Source organism: Priestia sp. GS2, assembly GCF_036409025.1.
GTDB lineage: Bacteria > Bacillota > Bacilli > Bacillales > Bacillaceae_H > Priestia > Priestia aryabhattai_A.
On the sequence record NZ_JAZGJX010000001.1, the window covers coordinates 3,642,544 to 3,661,532 of the forward strand.

The 18,989-nt window shown below is 38.7% G+C and carries 17 protein-coding genes; 1 reads left to right on the top strand and 16 read right to left on the bottom strand.

Going from position 1 to position 18,989, the window contains the following annotated elements; translation table 11 throughout:
- Positions 1 to 4: 4 nt before the first annotated feature.
- The 8 genes from V2145_RS18670 to V2145_RS18705 all read right to left on the bottom strand — a co-directional run bounded on the left by V2145_RS18670 (position 5) and on the right by V2145_RS18705 (position 7,196).
- Positions 5 to 391 carry a hypothetical protein gene (locus tag V2145_RS18670; protein ID WP_330988095.1) on the bottom strand — a complete coding sequence of 129 codons (387 nt, stop codon included), beginning with the start codon at positions 389 to 391 and terminating at the stop codon, positions 5 to 7.
- A gap of 90 nt (positions 392 to 481) precedes the next feature.
- A complete protein-coding gene (locus tag V2145_RS18675; RefSeq protein WP_179289231.1) occupies positions 482 to 1,093 on the bottom strand; it encodes a thymidine kinase in 612 nt (203 codons plus the stop codon).
- Positions 1,094 to 1,294: 201 nt separating this feature from the next.
- A complete protein-coding gene (rpmE, locus tag V2145_RS18680) occupies positions 1,295 to 1,495 on the bottom strand; it encodes a 50S ribosomal protein L31 (protein ID WP_025908738.1) in 201 nt (66 codons plus the stop codon).
- A 216-nt stretch (positions 1,496 to 1,711) separates the two neighbouring features.
- Positions 1,712 to 2,986 (bottom strand): transcription termination factor Rho, encoded by a 1,275-nt coding sequence (rho, locus tag V2145_RS18685; RefSeq protein ID WP_025908737.1) that lies wholly within the window; start codon positions 2,984 to 2,986, stop codon positions 1,712 to 1,714.
- Positions 2,987 to 3,479: 493 nt separating this feature from the next.
- Complete coding sequence (locus V2145_RS18690) at positions 3,480 to 4,766, bottom strand: UDP-N-acetylglucosamine 1-carboxyvinyltransferase (protein WP_094911021.1); 1,287 nt, start codon at positions 4,764 to 4,766, stop codon at positions 3,480 to 3,482.
- 204 nt (positions 4,767 to 4,970) lie between these two features.
- Entirely contained in the window at positions 4,971 to 5,615 is a 645-nt protein-coding gene (gene fsa / locus V2145_RS18695; protein ID WP_311856092.1) for a fructose-6-phosphate aldolase, read from the bottom strand.
- 123 nt (positions 5,616 to 5,738) lie between these two features.
- Positions 5,739 to 6,596, bottom strand: coding sequence for a class II fructose-bisphosphate aldolase (locus V2145_RS18700; protein WP_094911019.1), 858 nt, complete (start codon positions 6,594 to 6,596; stop codon positions 5,739 to 5,741).
- 225 nt (positions 6,597 to 6,821) lie between these two features.
- Positions 6,822 to 7,196, bottom strand: a complete 375-nt coding sequence (locus tag V2145_RS18705) for a response regulator (RefSeq protein ID WP_094911018.1) — start codon at positions 7,194 to 7,196, stop codon at positions 6,822 to 6,824.
- A 237-nt stretch (positions 7,197 to 7,433) separates the two neighbouring features.
- Here V2145_RS18705 and V2145_RS18710 point away from each other — a divergent pair, with 237 nt between their 5' ends.
- The gene (locus tag V2145_RS18710; RefSeq protein WP_094911017.1) at positions 7,434 to 7,964 is read left to right on the top strand and encodes a DUF2529 domain-containing protein; all 531 of its coding nucleotides are present in this window, start codon (positions 7,434 to 7,436) and stop codon (positions 7,962 to 7,964) included.
- A gap of 39 nt (positions 7,965 to 8,003) precedes the next feature.
- Here the strand turns inward: V2145_RS18710 and V2145_RS18715 are convergent, their stop codons facing one another.
- The 8 genes from V2145_RS18715 to V2145_RS18750 form a co-directional block, all read right to left on the bottom strand.
- Positions 8,004 to 9,611, bottom strand: a complete 1,608-nt coding sequence (locus tag V2145_RS18715) for a CTP synthase (RefSeq protein ID WP_094911016.1) — start codon at positions 9,609 to 9,611, stop codon at positions 8,004 to 8,006.
- A 347-nt stretch (positions 9,612 to 9,958) separates the two neighbouring features.
- The gene (gene rpoE / locus V2145_RS18720) at positions 9,959 to 10,504 is read right to left on the bottom strand and encodes a DNA-directed RNA polymerase subunit delta (RefSeq protein ID WP_311856086.1); all 546 of its coding nucleotides are present in this window, start codon (positions 10,502 to 10,504) and stop codon (positions 9,959 to 9,961) included.
- 210 nt (positions 10,505 to 10,714) lie between these two features.
- The gene (gene icmF / locus V2145_RS18725) at positions 10,715 to 13,942 is read right to left on the bottom strand and encodes a fused isobutyryl-CoA mutase/GTPase IcmF (protein ID WP_330988096.1); all 3,228 of its coding nucleotides are present in this window, start codon (positions 13,940 to 13,942) and stop codon (positions 10,715 to 10,717) included.
- Between the two features lie 18 nt (positions 13,943 to 13,960).
- On the bottom strand, positions 13,961 to 14,590 hold the full coding sequence (locus V2145_RS18730; protein WP_094911013.1) for a TetR/AcrR family transcriptional regulator: 630 nt from the start codon (positions 14,588 to 14,590) through the stop codon (positions 13,961 to 13,963).
- 22 nt (positions 14,591 to 14,612) lie between these two features.
- Complete coding sequence (locus tag V2145_RS18735; RefSeq protein WP_330988097.1) at positions 14,613 to 15,752, bottom strand: acyl-CoA dehydrogenase; 1,140 nt, start codon at positions 15,750 to 15,752, stop codon at positions 14,613 to 14,615.
- A 16-nt stretch (positions 15,753 to 15,768) separates the two neighbouring features.
- Positions 15,769 to 16,881, bottom strand: coding sequence for an acyl-CoA dehydrogenase family protein (locus V2145_RS18740; RefSeq protein ID WP_311856081.1), 1,113 nt, complete (start codon positions 16,879 to 16,881; stop codon positions 15,769 to 15,771).
- 11 nt (positions 16,882 to 16,892) lie between these two features.
- Entirely contained in the window at positions 16,893 to 17,747 is an 855-nt protein-coding gene (locus V2145_RS18745) for a 3-hydroxybutyryl-CoA dehydrogenase (RefSeq protein ID WP_330988098.1), read from the bottom strand.
- 15 nt (positions 17,748 to 17,762) lie between these two features.
- On the bottom strand, positions 17,763 to 18,941 hold the full coding sequence (locus V2145_RS18750; protein WP_330988099.1) for an acetyl-CoA C-acetyltransferase: 1,179 nt from the start codon (positions 18,939 to 18,941) through the stop codon (positions 17,763 to 17,765).
- Between the last annotated feature and the right edge of the window lie 48 nt (positions 18,942 to 18,989).

Below are 18,989 nucleotides of genomic sequence, written 5' to 3' on the forward strand. Positions count from 1 at the left end.
TGGATTATGGCTTGACGTTTACATGAAATTGAAGTCTAGGCAAACCCTCATAGAAAGCCTCATTGAGATTTTTTATAATCTTTTTCTTCTCGTGAACGTTATATTCTTTTCCAACATAGACCGTCACCCAAGCATCTTTTCCACTGATAACAATATTTCCAGGCTTATAGGGAGTTTTAACGTTAATAATTTCCTCAATCTTAGCTGCATCATCTTTTACTGCAGTTTGTTTATTCGTTGTATTTAAAAAATTAGGGTTTTGATCCGTAAATTCTTCATAATTTTCAAGCTCAGCCCACTCTTTTTTTGATTGAGCTTCTTGAGAATTGTTTCCTTGATTACATGCGGTTACAAGAAAAGCTGTAAACAGTATTATGATTAAGTGTTTCATACTATCACCCTCCTATCTTGTTAGCTTTCCGCATTCCTCTCTTTTCATCCAATTCCATAAAAAAAAGCAAGGCCGTTTGGCCTTGCTTTTTTACTTTGTTAACTCTTGAAAGTTACTTGCTGTTTTTGAACTTTTCACCACATGACAATGACGGCAGCGAGGTTCGTAAGATTCTGATGCACCCACTAATATAATGGGATCATCATAAGAAGCTGGCTCTCCATTAATTAAGCGTTGAGTACGACTTGCTGGAGATCCACATGATGCACAAACAGCTTGCAATTTTGTAACTGATTCAGCTATTGCCATCAGCTGAGGTACATGTCCAAAAGGCTCACCACGAAAGTCTTGATCAAGTCCTGCTACAATGACACGAAACCCTTTATCTGCAAGAGCTTGTACAACTTCAACAATTTGATTATCAAAGAATTGAATCTCATCGATTGCCACTACGTCTGTTTCAGCGCTAACCTTATCTAAAATATCGGTAGAGATGGATATTGGATGCGCAATAACTGATGTTCCATTATGTGACACAACTGCTTCTTCACTGTATCGATCATCAATTGCAGGTTTAAATACCTGCACATTTTGTTTAGCAAACTGCGTGCGACGAACACGACGAATTAACTCTTCTGATTTCCCTGAGAACATACTTCCACAAATTACTTCAATCCAACCGCTTTGTTTCATTACGTACACCATGCGGGACTCTCCCTTCCTATCACTCCATTATGAGCGAACCGCTACTAACTTTATCTAGTCTACCTTTAATTATGTAGAACATGTATATAGAAAAGATTTCTTCACCTACAATGGAAATCTTTAACTTTTTTCCTATTTTAAGAAGTAAAAAAACAGGCAAGAGATAAGCCACTTGCCTGTTTGCTTCGACAATCTTGATTATTTAAGACCGTATTTTTTGTTGAAACGATCAACACGGCCACCAGCTTCAGCGAATTTTTGACGGCCCGTATAGAATGGGTGACATTGTGAACAAGTCTCAACGCGCATCTCTTCTTTTACAGAACCAGTTTCAAACTCATTACCACAGCTGCATTTCACCATGATTTTGTTGTACTTTGGATGAATTCCTGTTTTCATTCTTTTCATCTCCTTCCGCCCTGAATCATTCTGAAACAGAGTTTATTGATAAGAAAAATGATGAGCATAATTGCAACATCGTGTATCTTATCAACACACATGATGAAATTATAACAAGGGTTGTTTCGTTTTGCAACCACCTATTCAAAACATCTTTTTTCCATCAACTAACACTTCATTTAAAACTTATATAAAATTAATTTGGTCTGTTTTCTTTTATCTTTTATTAGCTAATAAAGCTTTCTTCTCTTCAGTCAATAAAGCAAAAAATTCTTCATTTGACTTGGTTTGACGAAGACGCTTTAAGAACTTTTCAGCAAAATCAGGTGCATCAGCCATCGACTTACGAATAGCCCATAGATGATCAAGCTGCTCTTTTGGAATAAGAAGCTCTTCTTTACGTGTACCTGAACGACGAATATCAATTGCTGGGAAAATACGTTTTTCAGCAAGTGAGCGATCAAGGTGAAGCTCCATATTTCCAGTTCCTTTAAACTCTTCGTAAATTACGTCGTCCATACGAGAGCCTGTATCAATTAAAGCTGTTGCAAGAATGGTCAAGCTTCCACCATCTTCAATGTTTCTAGCCGCACCAAAGAATCGTTTTGGACGATGGAAAGCTGCTGGGTCAATACCACCTGACAACGTTCGTCCACTTGGCGGAATAACGAGGTTATAAGCACGAGCTAGACGAGTAATACTATCCATTAAGATGACAACGTCTTTTTTATGCTCTACTAGTCTCATTGCACGTTCCAGTACAAGCTCTGCGACTTTAATATGATTTTCTGGCACCTCATCAAACGTTGAGCTGACAACATCTCCATCAACAGATCGTTCAATATCGGTTACTTCTTCAGGGCGCTCGTCAATTAAGAGAACAATAAGCTCTGCTTCTGGGTGATTTGTTGTAATGCTGTTGGCAATTTCTTTTAAAAGCATTGTTTTACCAGCCTTAGGTGGCGCAACAATTAATCCCCTTTGGCCAAAACCAATTGGTGAAATGAGATCAATAATTCGGGTTGAGAAACTTCTAGGTTGTGTTTCTAGACGCATTTGCTCATTTGGATAAATAGGTGTTAGGGCCGGGAAATGCACGCGCTCTTTTGATGTCTCTGGATCTTCGCCATTAACTGCTTCTACGTGTAACAAGCCATAGTAACGCTCGTTTTCTTTAGGGGGACGAACCTTACCAGATACTTTATCTCCGTTTCTTAAATCAAAACGTCGAATCTGAGAGGCAGAAATATAGATATCCTCAGAACTTGGAGAATAGTTGATTGGTCTTAAAAAACCAAACCCTTCCGATTGAATAATTTCAAGGACACCTTCCATGAAAAGCAGACCGTCTTGTTCTGCCTGTGCTTTTAAAATTGCAAAAACAAGCTCTTTTTTCGTTAGCTTGCTATAATAAGAAACTTTATATGCTTTCGCATGTTCATATAGCTCTTTTAATTTCATATTTTCTAAACTGGATAATGTTAAGTTCATTAGGACACCACGCTTTTAATGAATAATTTTTGAGTTTCCTTCCATATTAAGTTACTATCTAGCAGAAAATGATACGGTCGGAACAGTGTGTTAAAGATGGAGAAGGTAATCTAGAAGTATACATAAGTAGAATCAATTATAATTATACACTTATTAGAAGAAAAAACAGGTTACTTTCATAACGAAGTGGCCAAAACCACGAATTGTTTGATGTAGCAACTTATATTCTAACCTTTTTCTATCTTTTTAATCAATCTTTTTTTGACGCATAACGGTCAAATCCAAAAAACACGTTATAGTTTACTAGCTTCGACTGAAAACCTTTTCAATTCATATTAAATAAGAAATGATAGGTACAAATGCATTGCACACACCAATTTATTATTTATAACGAATAATCAGTGAGGGATTTCCCTCACTGATTTTCAACTTACTCTATTATAGACCAAATTTGCATAATGTCTAGTAGCTTACCTGATGAGAAAGACTATGATTAAGAATTTTGAAATTGCTCAATTTCTTCCTCAGTCATTTCTTCTCGCCAAATCATTGCACCTAGAGTTGATAACTTGTCCACTAAGTGACTATATCCACGATCAATATGCTCTAATCCAGTAACTTCAGTAATTCCTTTAGCCATTAAACCAGCTGTCACTAAAGCGGCTCCTGCGCGTAAGTCTGAAGCTTTAACACGTGCACCTTGCAACTGTACAGGGCCATTAATAATTGCAGAGCGACCTTCTACTTTTACGGAAGCATTCATTCGTCTTAGTTCATCAATGTGTTTAAAACGAGCACCATAAATTGTATCTGTTACTACGCTTGTACCAGATGCTTTTGTCAATAAAGTAGTAAACGGTTGTTGCAAATCTGTTGGGAATCCTGGATACACTAATGTTTTAATGTCTACAGGCTTTAATAATTCTCTTGTAGCCACCAAAATTTGGTCCGAACTTGTTTCAATATGAATGCCCATTTCTCTCATTTTAGCAGTCAAGGATTCCAAGTGCTGCGGAATTACATTATCCACAATCACTTCTTTTCCCATGCTAGCACCCATTACCATATAAGTACCGGCCTCAATACGATCTGGAATAATTGAATGACGGCAGCCGTGTAAAGTATCTACACCATCAATCCTAATAACGTCTGTTCCCGCACCTTTAATTTTTGCTCCCATACTTGTTAATAGTGTTGCAACATCAATAATCTCAGGCTCTTTAGCTGCATTTTCAATAACAGTACGTCCCTTTGCTCTGACAGCAGCTAGCATGATATTTATAGTTGCACCGACACTTACTACGTCTAAATAAATTCGAGCTCCTTTTAGTTCTTCAGCACGTAAATAAATAGCTCCTTGTTCATTTGTAACAGTCGCACCTAGCGCCTCAAAACCTTTGATATGCTGGTCGATTGGGCGAGGTCCTAAATAACAACCGCCAGGAAGACCAACAACCGCTTTTTTAAAGCGTCCTAACATTGCTCCCATTAAATAATAAGAAGCGCGCAGTTTTTTTACCTTTCCACTCGGTAAAGGCATTGCCGTCATATGAGTCGGGTTTACCGTTAATTCTTCATTATCACTTGTGACACTGCCACCAATTTCTTCAATTAAATCACTCAGCAATTCAACATCTGATATACGAGGTAACCCCTCTATTGTAACAGGTGACTCCGCTAAAATTGTAGCTGGAATCAGTGCCACAGCGCTATTTTTAGCACCGCTTACACGAACTGTTCCACTTAGAGTAAAGCCACCTTGTATTTTCAGCTTTTCCATTTATAGCTCCCTTCCAGCGAAAGAAAGTTTTCCACTCTGTAGTTAAGGAAAAAATTGGAACTACCACTATGTAGACTACTTGTATTTTTCCTCTTATCTACTAGTGTACACGAAAATCCAAAAATCATGTATAATTTCGACAATTTTAAAGAAAATATGGCATTTACTCAGTTTATTCGTAAATGCCATATCATCTTATCTACATTATTTTTGTCGTGTTTCCCAATCTGATAGAAACTGTTCTATTCCTGCTTCTGTTAAAGGGTGCTTAAAAAGTTGCATAATAACCTTGTAAGGAATTGTTGCAATATGAGCTCCTTGCTTAGCAGCTTCCGTTACATGCATTGGGTGACGAATGGAAGCAGCAATGATTTCAGTTGGAATATCGTGAATAGCAAAAATCTCTGCAATATCTGAAATTAAGTTCATACCATTAAATCCGATATCATCAAGGCGTCCTAAAAATGGCGAAACATATGTAGCTCCAGCTCTTGCAGCTAACAATGCTTGGTTAGCAGAAAAAATAAGCGTTACGTTGGTTTTAATTCCAAGACTAGTGAATTCGTTTACTGCTTTTAGGCCGTCTGGAGTCATTGGCACTTTAATCGTAATATTTGGCGCAATGGCTGCCAACTCTTTACCTTCTCGTATCATTCCTTCTGCATCTAAAGAAATGACCTCGGCACTTACTGACCCTTCAACCAGCTCCGTAATCTCTCGAAGGCGATCTTCAAATGTAATATTCTCTTTTGCTACCAAACTTGGATTCGTTGTAACACCAGCAACTACACCTAATGAATACGCTTCCTTTATTTCTGATAAGTTAGCTGTATCAATAAAAAATTTCACCTGTCCCCATCCCCTTTTTTCTTAATTATATGAAAATTATAATTAAAACAAAGCCGCCTTACAACTATTGAGCAAGGCGGCTTTGCACCATCTCATCATTAATCACTTAATGCGGAATGGTAATTATGCTTTGTTTGAAGAACCAAACTCACGCATTTTCCCTTGAACTGTCGCTTGAATTGCATCGCGAGCTGGTCCTAAGTATTTACGTGGGTCATATTGCTCAGGTTGTGCAGCTAGTACTTCGCGTACAGCTTTAGCTGAAGCAATTTGGTTTTCTGTATTTACGTTAATTTTAGCAGTTCCTAAAGAAACAGCTTTTTGAATATCTTTTGTTGGGATACCAGTACCACCGTGTAATACTAATGGTAAACCAGTAATTTGACCGATTTCTTCCATTTCAGCAAAACCTAAGTTTGGCTCACCTTTGTAAGGACCGTGAACTGAACCTAATGCTGGAGCAAGACAGTCGATACCTGTACGTTTAACAAGCTCTTCACACTCTTTTGCATCAGCGTAGATAACGCCATCAGCGATTACGTCATCTTCTTGTCCACCAACAGTTCCTAACTCAGCTTCTACAGATACACCGTGGAAGTGTGCTAATTCAACTACTTGAGCAGTAGTTGCAATGTTTTCTTCGAATGGGTGGTGAGAAGCATCGATCATTACAGAAGTAAATCCTGCATGAATTGCTTTTGCACATGATTCAAAGCTTGAACCATGGTCTAAGTGAATTGCAACTGGCACTGTTACATTGTAGTCTTCGATTAAACCTTTAACCATTGATACTACAGTTTTGAAACCGCCCATGTAACGTGCTGCACCTTCAGATACACCTAGGATAACTGGAGAGTTTTCTTCTTGAGCTGCTTTTAAGATAGCTTGAGTGAACTCTAAGTTGTTTAGGTTAAATTGGCCTACTGCGTAGCCTTCCTCTTTTGCTTTAATAAGCATGTCTTTCATTGATACTAAAGGCATGTTGAAATCCTCCTTAATAATCTATGTGAGTTAGATACTAACCAAAAGCCTACCTAAAGTAGTATGCTCTTGAATCTGACATTCCATGTAGAAATGCGGTGTATCTGCACACAATATGTTGTCGAATGATTAATACAGTAATTAGGATACCAACTTAAAAACAAAACAGCAAGATTTTTAGGTTAATATTAAAAATTTCTTAGAAACACGCTTGTTTGTAAGCACTTACTTAGACTTTAATGGTATATATTCCCTAACAACCTGCCTAATTTCATCAATATCAAACGGTTTTGCAAAGTGCGTTAATGCACCTAAATCTTTTGCTTCTTGAATCATATCTAATTCACCATAAGCGGTCATTATAATTACTTTTATTGTCTTGTCATACTCTTTTAATCTTTTTAGAATTTCAATTCCGTCCATTCCTGGAATCTTCATGTCAAGTAAGACAAGATCAAGTTGTTGTTCTTTTGCAATGTCAATCGCTTGAAACCCATTCGCTGCTTGAAAAGTTTGATACCCTTCCTTTTGCAATACTTCTGTTAGTAAAATACGAATTCCGTACTGGTCATCTACAATTAAGATTTTTTCAGTCAACATAATCCCACCTTCTATACCGCCTCTTGTTGAGACAAAACTAACATATGTATTTCGTTATAAAGCGACAAATCCCTGCTCATTTAAGAAAATCTTACAAAATACAGGAATTTCAGTCATTATTCTTACCTCGTTTTTTAATACCTTTTTATTATAACTTGTTTTACACTAGAATATGGATATATTTTTTCGCTATAATGATTAGCAAACACTCTTGAGAAAGAGAAAGGTGAATTTATCATGCTTAAAATTTTCACAACACAATTGTCTAGCTATTTTAAACGCATAGGCGAAAAAGAAGAACTCAACTTAGAAGATGGGTCTCGTATTTTAGCTCAAGCAGCCGTTGGACAAGGCAATATTTATATTTATGGAGTAAATGAAATGCAAGCTGTGACGTACGAAGCGACGCAGAGTGCAGAACCTTTAACTCATGCAAAACCTTTAGTTCTCGATGACATTCGCAGTTTAACATCAGTCGATCGAGTCCTCATTGTTACAAGATTTTCCACAGATGAAAAAGCAGTTGAAGTTGCACATATGCTACTTAAAGAAGGAATTCCGTTTGTTAGCATCGGTGCCGTTCCTAAAGAAGTACAAAGTGATAGCATTCATGACCTATCAGATGTTCACATTAATACTTATCTTTTACAACCTCTTATACCTGATGATAATGGTGAACGCTTTGGCTTTCCAGCTCTCATGACGGCCCTTTATGCTTATTATGGTTTATCGTTTACATTAAAAGAAATCCTAGATGAAAACGAATAACAAAAAGACGCTGTAACACAGCGTCTTTTTTATCACATTTTATTGTTGTTGTCCTAATTCAATTGATGCGCGAATGAACTCTCTAAATAGAGGTTGTGGACGGTTCGGACGAGAAGTAAATTCTGGATGGAATTGAGCTGCTAAGAACCATGGGTGGTCTTTTAACTCAACAATTTCCACTAAACGACCGTCTGGACTTGTACCAGAGAAGATAAAGCCTTTCTTCTCCATCTCCTGACGATATTCGTTATTGAACTCGTAACGGTGGCGATGACGCTCATAAATAACTTCATCTTGGTACGCTTGATGAGCTAATGTTCCTTCTGTTAGCTTACAAGGATATAAGCCTAAGCGAAGTGTTCCACCTAAATCCTCAACATCTTTTTGTTCTGGTAATAAGTCGATGATTGGATAATTTGTGCTTGGAGCAATTTCAGCAGAGTGTGCTCCTTCTAAACCTAATACGTTGCGAGCAAACTCTACAGATGCAAGTTGCATACCTAAGCAAATACCTAAGAATGGCACTTTTTGCTCACGAGCATATTGAGTAGCTACGATCTTACCTTCAATACCGCGGTCACCAAATCCACCTGGTACTAGAATTCCATCAACATCACCTAATAGTTCACTTACGTTTTCTTGCGTAACGTGCTCTGAGTTAATCCATTGGATGTTTACATCTGCATCGAACGCATAGCCAGCATGTCGCATTGCTTCAACAACTGAAATGTAAGCATCTTGAAGCTCTACATATTTACCAACAAGAGCAATCTTTGTTGTTTTAGATAAGCCTTTTACTTTAGCTACAAGCTCTTTCCACTCTGTCATATCCGCTTCTTTACAATCTAGCTTTAAGTGATCGCACGTGATTTGGTCTAAGTGTTGGTCTTGTAGAGATAATGGAATTTCGTATAGCGTTTCTGCATCTGCACATTCAATAACTGCTTTTTTATCGATATCGCAGAATAAAGCTAGCTTTTCTTTCATATCTTCAGAAATTGGCATTTCTGTACGTACAACAATAACGTTTGGCTGAATCCCTAAGCTACGAAGTTCTTTAACACTATGCTGTGTTGGCTTTGTTTTCATCTCACCTGCAGCCTTTAAATATGGCACTAATGTACAATGAATGTACATTACGTTATCGCGACCGATATCGCTTTTAATTTGACGAATAGCTTCTAAGAATGGCAGAGATTCGATATCTCCTACTGTTCCACCAATTTCAGTAATAACAACGTCTGCGTTTGTCTCTTTACCTGCACGGAATACTTTTTCTTTGATTTCATTTGTAATATGAGGAATTACTTGAACTGTTCCACCTAGGTAGTCACCACGGCGCTCTTTTTTCAATACAGTTGAGTAAACCTTCCCTGTTGTTACGTTACTATAGCGATTTAAGTTAATATCAATAAAGCGCTCATAGTGCCCTAAGTCTAAATCTGTTTCTGCACCATCATCTGTAACGAATACTTCACCATGCTGATAAGGGCTCATTGTTCCTGGGTCTACGTTAATGTATGGATCAAACTTTTGAATGGTTACATTTAATCCACGATTTTTTAATAGTCTACCTAGAGAAGCAGCAGTAATCCCTTTCCCCAAAGAAGATACAACGCCACCTGTTACGAAAATATATTTTGTCATTTGGTCTTCCCCCTCTAAATTTGTTAAAGTGTACAATACTAAAAGTTTTTACATAAACAATCACAATTCATTCATCATGTATGAAATTATTGAAAGCATGACTAAGAATGCTTGAATAAGAATTCAACTGTTCAGTACGAAAAAGCAAAAACCCGATAGCACAAAGAGCCTTTATAGTTTTTAACTCCAAGTTGCCAAGTTTTTAAAAAAAAATTGCTCCCAATGCCATAACAGGATTGGGAGCAATGTTCTATATAATATGTTTAAACTTCTTAAATACTCGTTTAAAGAGCCCAAAAAAGATTCTACATATTTCAATGACAAAAGTCAAGAACCATTATGATAGATTATTTTCCATCCTCATATTCAAGGTCTTCTTCGTCTTCTTCATCATCTTCTTCATCTAGATCTTCATCTAAGTCATCAAATTCTTCTTCGTCTTCTTCAATAACATCTTCTTCATCTAAATCGTCAAAATCATCGTCATCGTCTTCTTCAGCTAGTTCATCAAGATCATCGAAATCTAGATCTTCTTCTTCTAAATCATCAAAATCATCTAACTCGTCTACAACAGCTTTTTTCGCTTTCTTCTTCTTAGGCTTCGCTGCTGGTACAATATCTTCTTCTGCCTGATCAAAAGGATACCAACCTCTTAAACCCCAATAGTTTTCACCAATTGTTAGGAAACGGCCATCGATATTAATATCTGTATAGAACTGAGCAATTCTTGATTTTAATTCTGTATCTGACATCTCTGTTGCTTTTACAATTTCATCAATAATTTCTTGAAATGAAATAGCTTGACGGTCTGTTTTCTCACTTAACAGCGCATACGCAATTTCGATCATTGACATCTCTTTTAATTCTTCTTTTGAGTATTTTTCTAAACTCAAAGGTGACACGCCCTTTCTATGTATATCTAAAATCTATTAAATCAATTCATCATAAGTTCAAATGATGGACACGAATAAATACATACCATTCATTATAAACAAATTCAATACATTTATGCTAGCCTCGATTCTAAAAATCTCTTGGAAATTGCAAAATGAAACAGAAACTACTAGCTCTATATAGCTAATAGTTTCTGTTTCTAAAACAATTTACATATTTCGACGATACTGCCCACCACATTCGTAAAGCGCCTGTGTAATTTCACCGAGGCTGGCAACTTGGACGGTATTCATAAGCTCAGCAAAGATATTCTCTCCATTGTTGGCAACCTTTTTTAACCTTTCAAGCGCTGGCTTTGCATCACCAATATGTTTTTTTTGAAACGCTTTAAGCTGCTCGATTTGATAATTCTTTTCTTCCCAAGATGCGCGAGCAAGCTGCATATCATTAACGCTTATATCACCTTGCTCATTGGGGTTACGATACGTATTTACTCCAATGATTGGTAAGGAACCATTATGCTTTCTCATCTCATATTCCATTGATTCATCTTGAATTTTGCCGCGCTGGTACTGTAGCTCCATAGCACCTAATACTCCACCTCGTGTATTGATACGTTCAAATTCTTGTAAAACAGCTTCCTCCACTAAATCTGTTAACTCTTCTACAATATAAGAACCTTGAAGCGGGTTTTCATTCTTTGTTAACCCATTTTCTTTCGTAATAATTAATTGAATAGCCATCGCACGACGTACTGATTCTTCCGTAGGTGTTGTAATAGCTTCATCATACGCATTCGTATGCAAAGAGTTACAGTTATCATGAAGAGCCATTAATGCCTGTAGTGTTGTACGAATGTCGTTAAACTGAATTTCTTGAGCATGAAGTGAACGCCCAGACGTTTGTACATGGTACTTTAACTTTTGACTCCGTTCGTTTGCTCCATATTTATCACGCATAACAATGGCCCATATACGTCGAGCTACGCGACCAATTACCGTATACTCGGGATCAAGTCCATTACTGAAAAAGAAGGAAAGGTTTGGTGCAAAGTCATCGATATTCATACCACGACTTAAGTAATACTCTACATACGTAAATCCATTAGCAAGCGTAAAAGCAAGCTGAGAAATGGGGTTAGCTCCTGCCTCTGCAATATGATAGCCCGAAATTGACACAGAGTAATAGTTACGAACTTGATTCTGCGTAAAGTATTCTTGAATATCTCCCATCATCTTCAAAGCAAACTCTGTAGAGAAAATACATGTATTCTGTCCTTGGTCTTCTTTTAAAATATCTGCTTGGACAGTTCCTCTAACCGTGGTTAAGGCTTCGTTTTTTACCACTTCGTATTCTTCTAGACTCAGCTGACGTTTCAACTCTTTTTCTTTTTTATCTACCTTTTGAGCAATAGCTACGTTCATGAACATAGCTAATAAAATAGGAGCTGGTCCGTTAATCGTCATAGAAACCGATGTAGAAGGTGCACATAAATCAAAGCCTTCATATAACTTTTTCATATCGTCTAATGTACATATACTAACGCCACTTTCACCGATTTTCCCGAAAATATCAGGACGTTCCGCTGGATTTTCACCATATAGCGTCACGGAATCAAAGGCTGTGCTTAGACGCTTCGCGTTATCATCTTTTGACAAATAATGAAAGCGACGGTTCGTTCTTTCTGGTGTGCCTTCTCCAGCAAACTGTCGTTTAGGGTCTTCACCTTTTCGCTTAAATGGGAAAACTCCGGCTGTAAAAGGAAATCCACCTGGAACGTTTTCTCTATATAACCACTGTAAAACATCTCCATCATCTCGTAATGTAGGCAACGCTACCTTTGGAATTTTCAATCCTGACAATGTCTCAATTTGTAAATCTGTTTTGATTTCTTTTCCTCGCACGTAAGTTGTCAACGTAGGTTGACGATAGTTAATCTTTAATTCTTCCCACCTTTCTAACTTCTCTTTTGATTCTTTAGATAACTGGTTTTCATATTTTTGCAAAAGTTCCTTTAGCTCATGCTGACTTTCTTTATGTCTAACCTCATTTATAACGCTTTTTACTTGATGGACTTTATGCGCAAAGTCCCCTTGCTCTTTTGCATAGCTATGATAGCCTCGCACTGTATTTACAATCTCCTGTAAATATTGCTGTTTATCTGGAGGAATAATGGTATGTGATTGTTTTTCATCTGTAGATAGAGTTGGTTTAAGCTGAGTATTGAACTGTTGATTAATAGTGCGAATCAACTCATTATATAAATAATTAGTTCCCGGGTCGTTAAATTGACTGGCAATAGTTCCATATACAGGCATATTGCCTGGTGATTCCTCAAATCGTTCATGGTTACGCTGATATTGCTTTTGAACTTGGCGCTTCGCATCTTCAGACCCTTTTTTCTCAAATTTATTAATAACAACAAAGTCGGCATAATCAAGCATCTCAATCTTTTCAAGCTGCGATGGGGCACCAAATTCACTAGTCATGACATACATGGATAGATTGGCTAAATCTTTAATTTCAGCATCCGCTTGCCCAATACCACTCGTTTCGACGATAATCATGTCGAAGCCCGCTGTCGTTACAATATCAACTGCATCTTTAATAGCTGCTGATAGCTCATGTTTAGAAGAACGTGTTGCTAAACTCCTCATATAAACTCGATTCGATGAAACGCTATTCATTCGAATTCGGTCTCCTAACAGCGCTCCACCTGTTTTTTGCTTAGTTGGATCAATTGATAATACAGCAATATGAAGAGATTCATTTTCTTCTAGAAAGCGCCGAATTAATTCATCTGTTAAAGAGCTTTTACCAGCCCCGCCTGTTCCCGTTATACCTAAAATGGGAATAGATGATGCCGATTTTAAATCTCTTTTAATCGCTTCTAGAGTTGCCGCTTGTTCTTGCATAACCCCATTTAAAAGCGCATTCTCAACTAATGTAATATACTGAGCAATGACTTGATGATTGGTTTTTTCTAACTGATTGACCGGGGGTACTTCAGGCACAGCCACCATCTGACACTCGTCCACCATATACTGAATCATGCCTTGTAGCCCCATTAAGCGCCCATCCTCTGGAGAGAAAATTTTAGCAATCCCGTAGTGGTGAAGCTCCTCTCTTTCGCTTGGAATAATAACTCCACCACCTCCTCCATAAATACGAATGTGGGAAGCCCCTTTCTCTTTTAGCAAATCATACATATATTTAAAGTACTCGACGTGACCTCCTTGGTATGAAGAAATTGCAATTCCTTGAACATCCTCCTGTATAGCAGCATTCACCACCTCTTCAACAGACCGGTTATGGCCTAAGTGAATGACTTCTACTCCTAACGATTGCAAAATGCGTCGCATAATATTAATAGACGCATCATGGCCATCAAATAAGCTAGCCGCCGTTACAAAACGTACTCTTTTCTTTTGCTCCATTATAATGACGCCTCCCCATTAAACAGATTGGACTGAAAAATCTTTTAGCAAAAACTTCAGCTGTATGTTTGTGTATTCTTCCAGCGTGTAGTGTTGCTGCAGCCACCAACGTCTAAACGCCCACATCTGCCCCTGGACAAAAATATGATGGGCTAGCAGCTTTACCTCTTTGTCATCTAGAAGGAATTGCTCGCTTTGGATACAACCACGAATTAATGTCTCAAACATGCCCACCATCTCAAGCTCTTTTTTTAATACATAGGGGAGAGCATCTTTTGATAATGATTTTGCTTCTTGGTACATAACAAGAACTTCATCTTGAAGTTCATTAATCACCTTAAAATAATGCGTAATTGCCTTTTCTAAGCATTGAACCGTATAGCCTTCAAGGTGCATTTCCTCTTCTAAGCGCTCTCTTACTTCTTCATAAATGCTGTCGCAAACTAAATAAAGAACATCTTCTTTTGACTGAATGTATTCATAAAGCGTACCGATACTAAATCCTGATGATTTTGCGATTTCTCTCGTGGTCGTTCGATGAAAACCTTTTTCTTTAAAAAGACTAACTGCACCTTTCACCATCTGCGTCCGTCTTTCTTCAATTAACCGCTCATCCTTAATAGAGGTAAGCACTTCTCTTTTACTCATCAACATCCACCTTCTCCGCTCTTTATTTTGAAAGGTAACGAGAAATAACCAAACGCTGAACCTCTTGAGTCCCTTCATAAATTTGGGTAATTTTTGCATCTCTCATATATCTCTCAACAGGATAATCCTTCGTATATCCGTATCCACCAAATACTTGAACAGCTTCTGTCGTGACTTTCATAGCAGTATCACCTGCATAAAGTTTTGACATAGCGGATTCCTTCCCATAAGGTAGCCCTTCTCCTTCTAACCAAGCTGCCTGATACGTTAATAGTCGTGCTGCCTCAATGCTAGTTGCCATATCAGCTAACTTAAACGCAATTCCCTGCTGCGCAATAATGGGCTTGCCAAACTGGTGACGCTCTTTTGCATACGCCACCGCTGCGTCTAGAGCTCCTTGAGCAATCCCTACCGCTTGAGCAGCAATACCGTTTCGTCCACCATCCAGCGTCATCATGGCAATCTTAAAGCCCTCTCCTTCGTTGCCCAGTAGATTCTCTTTTGGCACTCGACAGTTCTCAAAGATAATTTCCGTTGTGGGTGATGAACGAATACCTAGCTTCTTTTCTTTCTTTCCAACAGAGAATCCTTCCGTATTCTTCTCCACGATGAATGCGCTCGTTCCTTTTTGTTTTTCTGCTGGATTTGTACGGGCAAACACGACATAAATATCCGCTTCTCCACCGTTTGTAATGAAGATCTTCGAGCCGTTTAATACATAAAAATCGCCTTCTTTTACAGCGGTCGTTTTCATGCCTCCCGCATCAGATCCTGCACTCGACTCAGTAAGTCCGTAAGCACCAATTTTTTCTCCTTGAGCCATCGGTTTTAAGTACTTATGCTTTTGCTCTTCGCTACCAAACTTAAAGATTGGCCACCCAGCAAGAGAGGTATGGGCTGACAGTGTCACTCCTGTTGATGCACATACGCGCGACAGCTCTTCAACGGCTATACAATAAGCTAAATAGTCGCTTCCAATTCCTCCATACTCTTCTGGCCACGGGATGCCAGTTAATCCTAGCTCACTCATCTTTCGAAAGATATCTCGATCAAAACGCTCTTCTTCATCTCTCTCTTCAGCTGTAGGCCCTACCTCATTCTTAGCAAAATCTCGAACCATTTTCCGAATCATTTCATGCTCTTCTGATAGTTTAAAATACATGTTAAGCTCCCCCAATTTATAAAGATTTACTGATTACGATACGCTGAATTTCACTTGTTCCTTCATAAATTTCACATACCTTTGCATCTCGGAATAAACGTTCTACAGCATGGCCTTGTGTGGCTCCTCCAAGTCCAATAAGCTGAATGGCTTCTGTCGTAAGATTCATTGCAGCTTGTGAAGCAAAAAGCTTTGCCATTGAAGCTTGTTTTGTACATTTCATGCCTTGTTGATATAAATGAGCTGCGCGATAAACAAGTAGTCGAGCTGCTTCCACTTGAGTTTCCATGTCAGCAAGTTTTCCTTGCTGAAGAATGTTCTCTTTTTCTTCAGTAAATACTATATTTTTCTTGGCTTCATAAAGAGCTCCTTCTGCAATCCCTAAGGACTGCGCTGCAATGCCAATTCTCCCTGCATCTAAATTGGCCATCGCAATCTTAAAGCCCTCTCCTTCGTTGCCAAGGCGATTAGCAACTGGTATTTTCATATTTTCAAAGTGAAGCTGCACAGTACGAGAACCGTTTAACCCCATCTTTTTTTCATCTTTCCCAACGTGAAACCCAACCATATTTTTCTCTACAATAAACGCGGTAATTCCTTTGGAACCTAAGCTTCTGTTAGTTTTCGCAAACATAATGTACGTATCTGCTTCTCCACCATTTGTGATAAAAATTTTGGAACCGTTTACAATATAGTGGTCTTCTTTTCTTTCAGCAGTTGTTTTTAAACTAGCTGCATCAGAGCCTGCATTCGGTTCAGTTAAAGCAAAAGCGCCCAGATATGCTCCTTTGGATAGTTTTGTCACATACCTCTGCTTTTGTTCATCTGTTCCAAAGCGAAGAATTGGATTGGTACCAACGGACGTATGAACAGATAAAATAACGCCTAAAGCAGGGCTTACTTTGGAGATTTCATGGATGGCCATGGTATATGAAATAAAATCGAGCTCTTGACCACCGTAAACCTTTGGAATAGGAATTCCAAGAAGGCCTGCATTCCCCATGACTTTTAACATCTCTTTTGGAAACTCTCCGTTCTCCATTTTGGGCACCACTTTTATCACTTCATCCGCCACAAATTTACGAATGAGCTGTTGAAAGCTGAGCTGTTTATCCGTAAAAGCAAGCATTTCATCACTCCTTACTTGTCATATATAAAAAAGCCACGACCTACTTTCTTCCCTAACCAACCCGCTTTTACATATTTCCTTAACAACGGACACGGTCGATATTTATCATCTCCAAACCCTTTGTGGAGTGTTTCCATAATAAATAGACAGGTATCTAAGCCAATAAAATCAGCTAGCGTCAGCGGCCCCATTGGATGACGCATGCCAAGCTTCATCACTGCATCAATATCCTCTTTCCTTGCAACACCTTCATATAACGTATAAATTGCTTCATTAATCATTGGCATTAAAATTCGGTTTGATACAAACCCAGGAAAATCTTCTACTTCTACAGGAACTTTATTTAAACGCTCAGACGTTTCGTGAATTACTTTATACACTTCATCGCTTGTAGCTAACCCTCGAATAATTTCCACTAACTTCATCACAGGCACTGGGTTCATAAAATGCATTCCAATGACTTGTTGAGGCCGATTAGTAGCGGCTGCAATTTCGGTAATGGGTAGGGATGATGTATTGGTAGCCAAGATTGTATGAGGTGGCATAAGCTGATCTAACTCTTTAAAGAGCATTTGTTTAACCTCCATTTTCTCCACGACGGCTTCCACTACTAAATCTATTTGCTTTGCCTTAGAAAGAGACGAAATTGGACTTAATCTCTCCATCACTTCATCCTTTTCCGCTTGTGTCATAGCAGCTTTTTCTACTTGGCGATTTAACTGCTTATCGATAAATGCGATTCCTTTTTTAATCTGTTCTTCTGACATATCGTAAAGTGAAACATGGTAATTTGACGTCATAAAAACTTGGGCAATCCCTAACCCCATTTGTCCTGCTCCAATTACAAGTACGTTCTTAATATCCATGGCCTTCTCCCCTTTTTAATGTACTTCTACCATCACAGCATCACCCTGGCCACCGCCACTACAAATTGCTGCAATTCCTAAGCCACCCCCACGGCGCTTTAGTTCGTGAATAAGGGTAACTAAAATCCTCGCTCCACTTGCCCCAATTGGATGGCCAAGTGCGATAGCTCCTCCGTTTACGTTCACTTTGTCAGCAGGTAAGTTAGCTACTTGCATGCTCATAAGCGCTACAGCTGCAAAGGCTTCGTTAATCTCAAATAAATCAATATCTTGAACAGTTTTATTACAACGCTTTAACACTCTCTCTATTACTAACCCTGGCGTAACAGGAAATTTTTGTGGCTCAACAGCTAATGAGTCATGACCTATAATCGTTGCAATCGGTTGATAACCATTTTGCTTTGCTTCTTCTTCATCCATTACAAGCAATGCTGCTGCGCCGTCATTTACACCGGGTGCGTTGCCTGCCGTAATTGTTCCACCATGATCGAATACTGGTCGCAGCGTACTCAGTCTTTCATATGACGTATCATGGCGTGGCCCCTCATCTTGCTTCACTACTTCTGTTCCTTTACGTCCTTTTACATCGATGGCCACAAGCTCAGCTTGCCACTTTCCCTCTCTCTCTGCTTGAACAGCCAACTGATGACTACGTAAAGCCCACTCATCCTGCTTTTCTCGGGAAATATTCAGTTCATTTGCTAATCTATTTCCGTAAGTTCCCATATGAACTCCTGTAAAGCTGCATGTTAAACCATCATGAATCATCAAATCTTTGGTTTGGCCATCTCCCATTCGAAAACCCCATCTTGCTTTTGGTAAAAGGTATGGTGCGTTGCTCATAGACTCCATGCCTCCGGCCACAATGGTCGAAGCTTCACCTAAACGTATATACTGGTCTGCTAACATAACACTTCTCATCCCTGATGCACATACTTTGTTAATGGTTTCTGTTTGCACACTCCAAGGTAAACCAGCATGATGCAGCGCTTGACGAGATGGCAATTGTCCTTGTCCCCCTTGAAGTACACAGCCCATAATAACCGAATCAATCTTTTCTGCCTCTACACCAGCACGCTGAACCGCCGATTTTATAGCGTGGCCACCGAGCTCTGAGGCAGTGAGTGAGCTTAGCCCTCCCCCTAATTTACCAAAAGGCGTACGCACAGCACTGACAATGACAGACTTCTTCATCTATAACTCCCCCTTTTCCGATTGAACGTTTGCTCAACTTGATGGCAA